Raw genomic sequence first — 11950 nt, forward strand, 5'->3', positions numbered from 1 at the left:
CGTACTTTACCTAACGGTGTCGAAAACCTCAAACTAATTGGCACTAATAATATTAACGGTACGGGTAACAATGCTAATAATATCATCACCGGAAATAGTGGCAATAATCAAATCAATGGTGCTAATGGTGCTGATATTCTAACCGGTGGTCCAGGTGCAGATACTTTTATCTTCCAATTTGGACAATCTACCATATCCGCAAGCGATCGTATCACAGATTTTGCCATCAATAGTGATAAAATCGACTTATTAACTCAAGGTGGACTTCCCATGAGTGCGCCTAGTAGTTTCAGTCGTGCTGCTAATAGCACTGTCACCACTTTAGACAATTTAATCAATCAGGTATTTACTGATGCCAATGGAGCCACTACAGGTAATCAAGGATTAGGGGTTAATAGTGCCGCCTTAGTGCAAGTAACAACTGGTGCGATCGCTGGAACTTACCTCGTTATTAATGATAGCACAGATGGCTTCCAATCCAGCAATGATTTATTAATAAATATCACCGGATTTACTGGTACTTTACCTGCTTTAGGGAACATTCCCGTGAGTAATTTCTTTGTTTAATTAAGTAGGCGTAGGGTGCGTTAGGCGGCCATCAATTCGGTCAAAAAACCAAAATTAACAAGCCGCCGTAACGCACCACCTCTATTATTAAATCGGTGCGTTACGCTATCGCTAACACACCCTACTGGCTGCACAATTGCTTGCTCTACTTGATTGAGGTAATCAGATAAAAGTTTAAGCAGCATGATTTAATATTTGTTCTAATTCTTGACGCAAAGCAAGGTAATGACGATAATCGTTTGCCCATTCTATAAATATTATATCATCTGATACTGTTCCCTGATTGTATTGGTTATAAAAATCTTCGGAATCCATTTTATGTTGGTTCTCATAAACGCTAAGTCGCTTGGCAACAGCAATCAAAGCATCTAAAGATGATGTATATTGAATGGTCTGTTTACGCATTTTTCTTTTACTCCAAAATAGGGTTTGCTGAATAAATTTGAAATGTAGGCAAAGTAAAGGTTTTGGGGCTTTACGAGCGAAACAGGTGCAAGATTTTGAGAGAATCGTCGTTCAAAACCTTGCGTCTTCATCGGCCCGCGTCCTGTAGGGGCGAAGCATTCGGACAATAACCTATCGGTGAAAAGGTAGATTTTCTATCCGAATGCTTCGCCCGTACTTATTCAGCAAACCCAAAATAATGATATTTTGATTATAAACGATCGCGCTCAAACAAAAACATAAATCGTAGTGGACTGTTTCAGCTAAAATAAGGCAATAGATAAACCTAACTGAGGACATCAATCATGGGAAGAGGTCGCAGTTGAAACAATCCAGTTTAAACAATCCAGTAGGGTGCGTTAGGCGGCTATCAATTCGGTCAAAAAACCAAAATTAACAATCCGCCGTAACGCACCACCTCTATCATTAAATTGGTGCGTTATGCTATCGCTAACACACCCTACTGGCTAATCTTTGTGTCTTTGTGGTTATGATGAATCAATCAACTCCCAATACTAATCAATCTATTCCCGTAGAGATAATTGCTTCCCGTAATTTCATTGATTGGTTAGAGTCTCAGCAGATTAGTCTGGCTTTTACTACCTATCAAAGTTCTCGACTGATGTTTTTAGGAGTTAACCCTCAAAGGGGGATGTCGGGATTTGAGCGTATATTTGACCGCGCCATGGGTTTATATGCTACCCCAGAAAGGATTTATCTTAGTTCCCGCTATCAAATCTGGCAACTAGATAATGTGTTATCATCCGAACAACTTTATGATGGTTACGATAAACTTTATATCCCCCGCATTAGTTATACTACTGGGGATTTAGATATTCACGATTTGGCAATAGAAAATCTCTCTGAAAGAATTGTATTTATCAGTACGATGTTAAATTGTCTGGCGACAGTCAGCGATCGCCATAGTTGTATTCCCCTATGGAAACCATCGTTTATTTCCGCTTTAGTCAATGAAGATCGTTGTCATCTCAATGGTTTAGCTTTGGTAGATGGGAAGGCGCGTTATGTCACCGCTTGTAGTCAATCAGATGTGGTGGATGGGTGGAGAGACAGAAGACAAACTGGCGGTTGTGTCATTGATATTCAGTCTAATGAAGTGATTGCTACTGGTTTATCTATGCCTCATTCTCCCCGATTTTATCAGGGTAAGTTATGGTTATTAAATGCGGGTACGGGTTACTTTGGTTATATTGATCAAGACAAAGGCATTTTTGAGCCTGTTACTTTTTGTCCTGGTTTTCTGCGCGGTTTAGCATTTGTCGGAAATTATGCCATTGTTGGATTATCTAAAAATCGTGGGGTAGATAAGACTTTTTCGGGGTTAATCTTAGATGATAATTTAATGGCTAAAGAAGCAGATCCTCGCTGTGGTCTGCTAATTATTGACTTGAAAACAGGTGAAGTTGTTCACTGGATACGCTTAGAAGGTGAAGTGACTGAACTTTATGATATACAAATCTTAGAAGGAGTTAAACGTCCCCAAGCTTTAGGATTCCAAAATGATGACATCAGTAAAATTATTACTCTTGATCCTATTTCTCCTTTAGTTGGAGGAAATATAGCAAATAATCAGCCTGATACTTCCCCAGCAGATACCCTTTATCAGCAAGCATACACCTTGCAAAAACAGGTTAAGCTTGAAGAAGCGATCGCTCTCTATCAACAATTAATTAATCAATCTCCCCAATATGCAGCTGCTTGGCATCAGTTGGGGGTGATCATGGATAGTTTAGGACAAATTGATCAAGCTATTTTGGCTTACAAGCAAGCTTTATTGATTAATCCTAATTATGCAGAAAGCCACAATAATTTAGGAATAATAGCAGTTAGCAAGGGAGATTTAGACGAGGCAATTATTTGCTTTAACCAAGCTATTCGTAGCAATCAAAACTATGCTTTTGCTGAGAATAATTTAGGTTTAGTCTTACAAATGCAGGATAAGTTAGGGGATGCTGTGGTCAATTTTCAAGAAGCAATCAGGAAAAACCCTAATTATCCAGAAGCACACTTTAATTTAGGCAATGTGTTACAACTACAGGGAAAAATTGAAGAAGCGATCGCTTATTTTCAAACAGCAATTAAGCTTAATCCTAAGTATATGAAAGCTTATAATAGTTTGGCTTTAGCTTTAGGAAGACAGGACAAAGTAGAAGCAGCTATGAGCGTATTTAAGCAAGCTTTAGCCATTCAACCTAATTCCCCAGAGGCTTTTGCTTGCTTATTTTCTATGAAGGAAATGACTTGTAATTGGGAGACAAGAGAAGCTGATTTAATCCAACTTTGGCAATTAACCGAAAACCAGTTACAAGAGGGAAAATCTACCGCAGTAACTCCCTTTGATACCTTATATAAACCTTGGTCTGCTAGTCAACAGTTAAAAGTAGCTTGTAACTATGCTCAAGAGGTTAAAAGACAATTAGCCTTAGGGACTAAACCCCTCAACTTTAACCATTCCCGCACCCGATCTGGACGATTAAAAATAGGTTATTTATGCCATGATTTTCGTAATCATCCCACCAGTCATTTGATGCAAAGTGTCTTTGGTTTACATGATCGCAATAACTTTGAAATAATTGCCTATTCCTATGGTCCTGATGATGGTAGTGAATATCGTCGTCGCATTGCTAATGATTGCGATCGCTTTTATGATATTGCTACTTTATCAATTACGGAATCTGCACAACGGATTTTTGATGATGGGGTGCATATTTTAGTTGATTTGATGGGATATATTGATAAGGCGCGGACACAAATATTGGCTTTAAAACCGGCACCGATTCAAGTTAATTATTTGGTTTATCCGGGGACAATGGGAGCAGATTTTATCGACTATATTATTGGTGATGCCATAGTTACACCACCAGAGTCTGCTGATAATTTTACTGAAAAATTGGTAATTTTACCGGATAGTTATCAGGCTAATGATTATCAACAAATTATATCATCTAAACCTGTTACTCGTTCCCAGTATGGTCTTCCTGAATCGGGTTTTGTCTTTTGTTGTTTCAACCATACCTATAAAATTGAGCCGCAAATATTCACTGTATGGATGCAAATTTTGGATAATGTTCCAGGTAGTGTGTTATGGTTATTTTCGAGAGTAGCTGAAGCTGAAGCAAATCTACGTCGGGAAGCACAAGCGCGAGGAATTGAAGGCGATCGCTTAATTTTTGCCCATCTCGAACCTAAGTCGGAACATTTGGCGCGACATCAACTAGCTGATTTATTTCTTGATACTTTATACTATAATGCTCATACTACTGGGAGTGATGCTTTATGGGCAGGTTTACCGATTATAACTTGTCAAGGTACAACTTTTCCTTCCCGTGTTGGTGCTAGTTTACTGACAGCTATTGGCCTACCTGAATTAATTACTAAGAATTTAGAGGAGTATAAAAATTTAGCGATTAATTTAGCAAAATCTCCTGATAAATTGCAGGAAATTAAACAGAAATTAGCACAAAATCGTCTGACTTATCCGTTATTTGATACCCTTCATTTTACCCGCAATTTAGAAAAAGCTTATCGGACAATGTGGGATATTTATGCTGCGGGAAAATCACCAGAGATGATCAGGATAGCCAATTGATCACTGGAATTATCAGGGTAAGCGCATCTTAACAATCCTTGACAAAATGAACTTTATCCCTCCCAGTTTTCACGGTACTTGGCCAGAAAAATTAGAAAAAGTATCGGTGTTTTTTTGAGGAATTAAAGCTTATTTTTATAGATTAAATTTCCTTGACAAAATGACTTATATGTGTTAACAAATTAAGTCCTAAAATTGAATTACCTTGCTCATTTAACATGGGACTATAACAAGCGATCGCTCCCTGTTCCGGTACAATTGATAATACAGCCCCACTGACTCCCGATTTAGTGGGAAAACCCACCTCAAGGGCGAATTGTTGGGAAGCTTCATAAAGACCGCAATTAGTCATAATTTCTAGAATAATTTCACCAAAAGGAGCAGCTAAAATCAAAAGTCTAAAACCAAAGGTTTTAGACTTTGGGAGATACCCCCTCTTTAAGAGATTCTCTTAAAGTGCATTGTGGTTCTTCGGTTTGTGTTATGCAATTTTTGCCAATTCTTTTCGAGCTAGAACGAGCTAATCAACTAAGTCTCTTGCCAGATAAGGATTTAGCCGATTTATGCCCCCTGAGCGAATCATACCAAGTAACGAAGAGCCTGCATTGTTAATGTGTGTTAACAAAAAGTATCGGATTAAATATCGCCCTTAGAATAATGGTAATCTTTGGGAGTCCATTGCCGTTCCTGAAATCCGGGTGCAGGCTGCCCATCTCGCCCAGGAGATGCTGCAATTCCTGTCGCTCGAGCTAATCAATAACCTTTAAATTGACTCAATCGGTGTCTTTCTCTTGGGAAACGGGAACATAATCACTAATATCTCCCATAACCACACCACCGCGTTGCCCGTCAAGACTAACCGGAACATCGCCCGAGATCGTGATCCGTTGCACCCGACGGGGGCGATCGCCATAGTCGGCAATCGCGTAATGCTGGGTGGAACGATTATCCCAAAAAGCGATATCCCCGACTTGCCAACGCCAACGTACCGTGTTTTCCGGACGGGTGACGTAGGATTGCAAAAGTTTGAGGGTATCGAAAGAATCCTCTGAAGAAAGTCCTTTAATCCGACGGGCGAAGGACCCTAACACCAGTGAGCGCTCACCGGATTCGGGATGAACCCGTACCGCCGGATGGATAGCCTCATAAATTGTCGATTGAAAAACCTTGGCGTAATCCCGTTTAGCTTGGGAAATCTCAACCGTAGAAGCGGCATAATCCGAATAATTGGTATGAACAACCCACAGGTGATCGGCTAAGGCTTGCAAATGGGGTGGCAAATCTTCATAGGCTGTCACCGTATTAGCCCAAATCGTATCCCCTCCATAGGGCGGAATAATAACCGCACGTAAAATCGAGCCTAGGGGCGGTCGTTCGACAAAAGTAACGTCCGTATGCCAAAGATCCGTATAGGCATGGTGTCGCCGATAATCTAAATCGAAAATTTCAGGATAATCCGTTAAGTAACCAGGTACAGTGGGGTGAGCTTTCGTCAACTCGCCGAAACGACGGGCGAAAGCGATGTGACCCTTTTCGTCTAAGGTTTGTTGTCGAAAAAAAATAACTTTGTATTGAATCAACGCTTTACGGATCTCGGCGATTAGATCATCGCTCAGATTTTGACTCAGATCGATGCCAACGATCTCGGCTCCAATTCGCCCGGCGATCGGCTGAATATTGAAGTAGTTGAAACCCATAGATTTATCCTCCAGTTCCTAGTTCTCACCGATCTGATCAGTGAATTAAATACGATAAAATGCAAGAGCAAATGTGGCGATAACGGGATGTCTTTTAGAAAGTAAACGTGGTTCTGACTGTCCCGATGATCCCGTCGGGATTTCCCGCATCCTGGTTAGGCGCGGTGATCCAGATCACCCCAGGCGTGATCGAGATATTCTTCGTCAATTGGTACTTATAAAACGCCTCCAGATGGAGCGAGAGATCGTTCGGGCTAGTATCTCCCCGATACGGCTCTGCGCCCACCACGAGACCGCCTAAATTCCCCTCTTTGCCCAGATCGGGAAAGCCGAGTCCTAGGGCATAGTACCAGATATCGGCACTACCGGAACCGCTAGTGGTTCGGGCGTTGGTGTAACCGAAGAAACCGTTAAGAATGACGTAGGGGTTAAACTGGAAGAAACCCGAAACCCCGTAGGAGTTCGAGGAAACCGGCCCGCTAAAGGGCGCGTTCGCGGGAGCCGTACCGATTTTCGCCCCTCCCGTGCCGAAGTCGAAGAGAGGTCCGTCCGGTTGATAAGCGTGGACGTAGGTGAGCGCGATACCCGCGTTCGTGCCGGGCAACCAAGCTAGTTGGAACAGGGTGTTATATTCCCCGTTAAATAAACCGTTTCCCGGATTGGGATTTCCCGATGTATCGTCTCCCGCCAGATAGCCGGCACTGATGGTAAACTGTTTGCCGATGTTGTAATTTAGACCGACTCCCGAACCCCCGCCGAGGGTATAGACGGGATTGAATTGGGCGAAGATACTGAGGGCTTTCCGGCCGTTCGTCCCTCCCCCGATCACGGGGTTGAGGGTCGGGGCGAAATCCCACCAGCGACCGCTATAGGCCGGGAGATAGACGTACAGATCGCCCACGGGAAACTCGTAGGCGAGCCAGTCGAGGACGATATCGTTCCCGTTCCCCGGCGGCAGGTTAAAGGTTTGGTTGCCCTGGGCGTTATTGGGGAATCCGGGGAGTCGCAATCGGGCCGTACTACTGGCCGCCAATCGGACGGTTAAGAGGTCTTTTCCAGTAAAGCTAGACTCCAAGGATAGACGAACCCGATCTTGAAACACAAGGTTACTTCCCTGTATCGAACCTTGGAACGCGTCGGTCAGGGCAAAGATTACTTCTCCCTTCAGTTTTGTCGTCGTCGAGAATTGATGATTTTCTAGAAAAGCGGTGCGCTGTTCGAGATTGTCGAGCCTGACACCCAAGGCCGCCAACTCGGCGGCGAATTCCTCCGCCAATCGGTTAAGCCGAACCATATCCTCGCCGGCGATCGCTACATTTTCCTGAAGTAACCGCTCGATCGTGTTCAGACAGGCGTTTAAGCCCGCAGCGAACTCCCATCGCGTTAAGGCTCGATCACCCCGAAATGTTCTGTCGGGATAGCCGACGATACAGCCGTACCGTTCCACTAATTGTTGCAGTGCTTGATAGGCCCACGCGCTCGGCGATATGTCCCGCAATTGGGAAACTGAAGTGATCTGGGCCATCGGCGGCTGGTTTTCTAAAAATTTTTCCTCGGGCCGGGACGGATTCGCGCTCGCCAGGGCCATCCCGACCAAAACCGAACCCGAAAATAATCGAACTAGAAATCCCTCGAACATACTTATAGACTCCTTCACCGCGAATTAAATACAGTAAGTTGATAGGCATACTGTATTTATTGATTAATCGAGGAGTATGACACAAATTTCCGAGCGGTGCAAGTTTTGTCAGGATATCCAGACTCTTCGCTAGGTCGTTCCATTAGTTATTATATATGGCCGCCTGGTTACTTTTTTTGGCTTGGCTGAATCAAGGTATAAATAGCCACCTTGTACCCAGGCAAAAATCGCTTTGGGTCTAGGTTTTAAAATTCCACGAAAGAAGATTTGTATCTCAAATCAGCAACACCAGAAATCTTTGTCAAGTACAATTTATACCAAATCAGATGAGTTTATTTTGATCAATAAACTTGACTTTTTCGGTCGGCTTGCCGTAGCATAATGAAATCTCGATGGACTAGCTAACTTTACGAATTCGTGATTAGGCGATACGAGAAAAATTAGCCGTAGTTCGCTCATTTCTTCCCCAGAAACGATCACTCTTTTCCTATTAGCCGCGAGGGAGTTGTATGGTTTTGAAACCGGAAAGGACACCGACCCGAAATCCTTCTCGAAAATCGCCGATCTATCGTTTTGTGACCTCGGAGCGAGCGATCTCTCTGGGAGCGGTGCTGCTGATCTTCGCCCTCTGGTCTCTCAGTACGTCTTTAGGCTGGGTCAATCCTCTGTTTCTCCCCTCGCCAGCGGCGGTTTGGTCGGCATTTGTCGATATTCTGCAAAGTGGCTACAAGGGCCACTCGCTTCTCTATCACATTTTTCAGAGTATGTACCGACTGATCGCGGCTCTAGTGCTGGCGACTGTTACCGCCATCCCCTTGGGTATGTTATGCGGTTTCTCCAAACCGATCCGAGCCGCCTTCGACCCAATTATCGAGTTCTACCGACCGCTACCCCCCCTCGCTTACTACACCCTGTTAGTCATCTGGTTAGGCATCGAGAATCCGTCGAAAGTCGCCCTTTTATTCCTGGCCGCCTTCGCCCCACTTTTTCTAGCGGTGGTTTCCGGGGTGGAACGGATTTCGATCGACCGGATCAACGGCGCACGATCCCTCGGTGCTTCCGGCTGGCAGTTATTTGTCTATGTCATATTCCCCTCCTGCCTGCCAGAAATTTTCACCGGATTGCGAACGGCGATCGGGGTTTCCTATTCCACCCTAGTGGCGGCCGAAATGGTCGCCGCTACTTCGGGTATCGGTTGGATGGTACTTGATGCCAGTAAATTTCTCCGCAGCGATGTCATTTTCGTGGGCATTACCATCATGGGGTTGGTCGCCATAGCGATCGACGCAGTGATCCGTTGGATAGAGAAAACCCAATTGCCCTGGATCGGTCGCGACGCCTGAGTTTTTTTTTAGTGATTGTAACGAGATATCTTATGCCTTTGAAACGTCGAGAAATATTGTTAGGTTTATTGGGCGCGAGTGTACCCGTGATCCTGTCAAGCTGTGTCAGCGAGAAGACCGGGAGTTCTTCTAACCCGTCGTCCACCACCGCAACCGGAACACTTCCGGCAAGAATCCGCATCGGCTATCAGGTGATCCCCAATCCCGAACTACTCGCGAAAGCCTTGGGACTGGCGGACAAAGCCTTTCCTGATGCCAAGGTAGAATACATCAGCTTCGATTCGGGACGGGACGTGAACACGGCGATCGCCGCCAAAGGGATCGATTTCGGGGCGTTGGGTACGGTTCCCGCCAGCGTGGGTATCGCCAGTGGATTACCCTATCAGGTGTATTTTATCCTCGACGTGATCGGCGCGGCGGAGGCGTTGATCGCTAAGAAAGGCATCAAGTCGATCGCCGATCTCAAGGGCAAAAAAGTGGCCACTCCCTTCGGTTCCACCGCTCACTTCTCCTTGGAATCCCTACTGGCCCTGGAAAATATCCCGGAGAAGGACGTGAAGATATTGGATCTACAACCCCCGGATATCGTCGCCGCTTGGCAGCGGGGGGATATCGACGCGAGTTACGTCTGGCAACCGAATCTCGGTAAACTCCAGAAAGACGGGGGAACGGTGCTGATCTCCTCGGCCGATCTCGCTAAAAAAGGCATTATCACGGCGGATCTGGGGGTGGTGCGAACAGAATTCGCCGGACAGTACCCCGAGGTGGTGAAGCGATATATCGCCGTGTTGGATGAGGCGGTTAAGACATACCGAAGCGAGCCGCAGAGCGCGATCAAAGCTTTAGCCAAGGAACTGAATATCACGCCGGAGGAAACGGCCGCTGCGGTCAAAGAGTTGATCTGGTTGGATTCGAGCGAACAGCAATCGCCGAAATATCTGGGGACGACCGACAATCCAGGTGACTTCGCCAGAATCCTTAAGGAATCGGCAGATTTCGCGGTCAATCAGAAAAAAATCACCAGCGCGCCCGATCTGGCCACCTTTCAAAAAAGCCTCCTTACCAAAGCCCTCTAGTTTCTGAAAGTCCATGAGTTACTCTTTTGATCCGAAAACTATCTCCGATACCCTGACGCGAGAAGTGAGCGTTTGCGAACTAGCCAATGTCGGTGTTACCTTCGGCTCAGGTAGCGAGGGAAATGAAGTCTTGCGGGACATTAATCTAAGCTTGTTCGCAGGAGATTTCGTCTGCGTGTTAGGCTCTTCTGGGTGCGGTAAGACGACGTTATTACGGGTCTTGGCTGGCTACCAACGGCCGACGACGGGAATAGTCACCGTCGCGGGGAAACGACATACCGAACCTGATCCCGATGTGGGGGTCGTGTTTCAACGTCCTAACCTGTTCCCTTGGTTAACGATCGCCAAAAATGTCGAATTTGGCCCAAAAATGAAAGGAGTGAGCGATCGGGAACGAAAACAAAGGGTAGCCGCCACTTTGGAGATGGTGGGACTCTCGGAAGCGGCGAATTTCTTCCCCTATCAGCTTTCCGGAGGGATGCAACAACGATCAGCGATCGCCCGTACCCTAGCCGCCGAACCAGCGATTATTCTCATGGACGAACCTTTTGGCGCCCTCGACGCGCTCACCCGCGAATCGATCCAAACCCATCTCAGAGGCATTTGGCAGAGAACGGGGAAAACGATCTTTTTCATCACCCATGACGTGGAAGAGACTTTATTGCTTGCCACCCGCATCGTTATCCTGCACGCTCGTCCCGGTCGCGTGGTCAAGGATATCGTCAATCCTTTCGCCTACCGTGACCACGAGGTAACCCCGGCTTCTTTGCGGCTATCTCGGGAATTCCTGGAGATGCGGCAGAATTTGGTCGATAGTATTCGGACTGACGATATCTAGTCACTTGATCGGGTTTGGGGATTTCAATAAAATTGTCGCTGTCAAGTACATTTGCTACATTTTAAAACTTTCTTAACCTCAACCTTACTTTCACATAACTTTCACTGTTCTAAGTTAGGGTGACAGAGAATAAACCTCAGGACGGGGCAGATTGCTTCGGGGGGCGAATTGCCTGAAAGATCAAGGCGGTCGCCGGTGTCCTCCCCTCGCCATGACATCATTGATTTTTGTCGATGTATTGATAAAAAAAATTTATTATTTCTGATTTCCCTTTTATCCTCGTTGACCCTTGGCCAACAAAACACTAAGCTGTTCGTAATTTAAATTGTTTGTTGGGATCAGGCGGTCGGCAGACTTCGGACGTTCAGCGAGCTCAGTCGAGCCGTTGCTTTTTTATTTTTCGATTCGACTGGTCAAACTATACCGATATTTTCTAGGTGTCGATAGCCTTGAATAGAGGTTCCTTTTAGGTTCAAAAATTTGTGGCTCTTCCGAACTTGTCGTGTAAAATCAAAGAAAAAACAGACAACTATAGCTGACCAATAAAAACAATAATTTATCTTTAAAAGCTCACTATGCTTGCAATACAGCAATTTATTGGTTAAAATATAGACAGCCAAGATCAGCAATTTTAGACACAAGCTATACTTATGCCATCAAATCCACAATTAAAGTTAATGACCGAGCTACTTCACCTAGAAGGAGTTGTCGTTACCAATTATCAAATTATTACCGA

General features: G+C 45.1%; 9 protein-coding genes and 1 pseudogene. 5 read left to right on the plus strand and 5 right to left on the minus strand.

The annotated features are described in order from the left end of the window. The coding region (locus H6G48_RS08885) for a bluetail domain-containing putative surface protein (protein WP_277925600.1) at window positions 1-567 on the plus strand (567 nt) is incomplete at its 5' end. Between the two features lie 20 nt (window positions 568-587). On the opposite strand, the gene H6G48_RS08890 is transcribed toward H6G48_RS08885, so the two are convergent. Further along, complete coding sequence (locus tag H6G48_RS08890; RefSeq protein WP_190721117.1) at window positions 588-752, minus strand: hypothetical protein; 165 nt, start codon at window positions 750-752, stop codon at window positions 588-590. After that, complete coding sequence (gene tumA / locus H6G48_RS08895; protein WP_190721120.1) at window positions 742-972, minus strand: antitoxin TumA; 231 nt, start codon at window positions 970-972, stop codon at window positions 742-744. The genes H6G48_RS08890 and tumA overlap by 11 nt, the downstream gene beginning before the upstream one ends. A gap of 529 nt (window positions 973-1501) precedes the next feature. On the opposite strand from tumA, the gene H6G48_RS08900 reads away from it, so the two are divergent. Then, entirely contained in the window at window positions 1502-4621 is a 3120-nt protein-coding gene (locus tag H6G48_RS08900; protein ID WP_190721123.1) for a TIGR03032 family protein, read from the plus strand. A gap of 142 nt (window positions 4622-4763) precedes the next feature. Here H6G48_RS08900 and H6G48_RS26240 read toward each other — a convergent pair. The 3 genes and pseudogenes from H6G48_RS26240 to H6G48_RS08915 all read right to left on the minus strand — a co-directional run. After that, window positions 4764-5015 (minus strand): annotated as a pseudogene (locus tag H6G48_RS26240) (glutaminase); the annotation flags it as partial. Window positions 5016-5394: 379 nt separating this feature from the next. Next, the gene (locus H6G48_RS08910) at window positions 5395-6318 is read right to left on the minus strand and encodes a TauD/TfdA dioxygenase family protein (protein ID WP_061431627.1); all 924 of its coding nucleotides are present in this window, start codon (window positions 6316-6318) and stop codon (window positions 5395-5397) included. 94 nt (window positions 6319-6412) lie between these two features. Beyond that, window positions 6413-7957 carry an iron uptake porin gene (locus tag H6G48_RS08915; protein WP_190721128.1) on the minus strand — a complete coding sequence of 515 codons (1545 nt, stop codon included), beginning with the start codon at window positions 7955-7957 and terminating at the stop codon, window positions 6413-6415. A gap of 764 nt (window positions 7958-8721) precedes the next feature. Here H6G48_RS08915 and H6G48_RS08920 point away from each other — a divergent pair. The 3 genes from H6G48_RS08920 to H6G48_RS08930 are packed head-to-tail and all read left to right on the plus strand — an operon-like array spanning window position 8722 to window position 11214. Beyond that, complete coding sequence (locus H6G48_RS08920; RefSeq protein WP_242034594.1) at window positions 8722-9300, plus strand: ABC transporter permease subunit; 579 nt, start codon at window positions 8722-8724, stop codon at window positions 9298-9300. 32 nt (window positions 9301-9332) lie between these two features. After that, on the plus strand, window positions 9333-10376 hold the full coding sequence (locus tag H6G48_RS08925) for a taurine ABC transporter substrate-binding protein (RefSeq protein ID WP_190721135.1): 1044 nt from the start codon (window positions 9333-9335) through the stop codon (window positions 10374-10376). 13 nt (window positions 10377-10389) lie between these two features. After that, window positions 10390-11214 (plus strand): ABC transporter ATP-binding protein, encoded by an 825-nt coding sequence (locus H6G48_RS08930; RefSeq protein WP_190721137.1) that lies wholly within the window; start codon window positions 10390-10392, stop codon window positions 11212-11214. Window positions 11215-11950: the final 736 nt, after the last annotated feature.

Source organism: Microcystis flos-aquae FACHB-1344, assembly GCF_014698375.1.
In the GTDB taxonomy this organism is placed as follows: Bacteria; Cyanobacteriota; Cyanobacteriia; order Cyanobacteriales; family Microcystaceae; genus Microcystis; species Microcystis aeruginosa.

Bases quoted from the DNA above. Each gene is read 5' to 3' on its own strand.
- H6G48_RS08930 (WP_190721137.1), top strand. From the start codon at position 10,390: ATGAGTTACTCTTTTGATCCGAAAACTATCTCCGATACCCTGACGCGA.
- H6G48_RS08920 (WP_242034594.1), top strand. From the start codon at position 8,722: ATGTACCGACTGATCGCGGCTCTAGTGCTGGCGACTGTTACCGCCATC.
- H6G48_RS08900 (WP_190721123.1), top strand. From the start codon at position 1,502: ATGATGAATCAATCAACTCCCAATACTAATCAATCTATTCCCGTAGAG.
- H6G48_RS08890 (WP_190721117.1), bottom strand. From the start codon at position 752: ATGCTGCTTAAACTTTTATCTGATTACCTCAATCAAGTAGAGCAAGCA.
- H6G48_RS08910 (WP_061431627.1), bottom strand. From the start codon at position 6,318: ATGGGTTTCAACTACTTCAATATTCAGCCGATCGCCGGGCGAATTGGA.
- tumA (WP_190721120.1), bottom strand. From the start codon at position 972: ATGCGTAAACAGACCATTCAATATACATCATCTTTAGATGCTTTGATT.
- H6G48_RS08915 (WP_190721128.1), bottom strand. From the start codon at position 7,957: ATGTTCGAGGGATTTCTAGTTCGATTATTTTCGGGTTCGGTTTTGGTC.
- H6G48_RS08925 (WP_190721135.1), top strand. From the start codon at position 9,333: ATGCCTTTGAAACGTCGAGAAATATTGTTAGGTTTATTGGGCGCGAGT.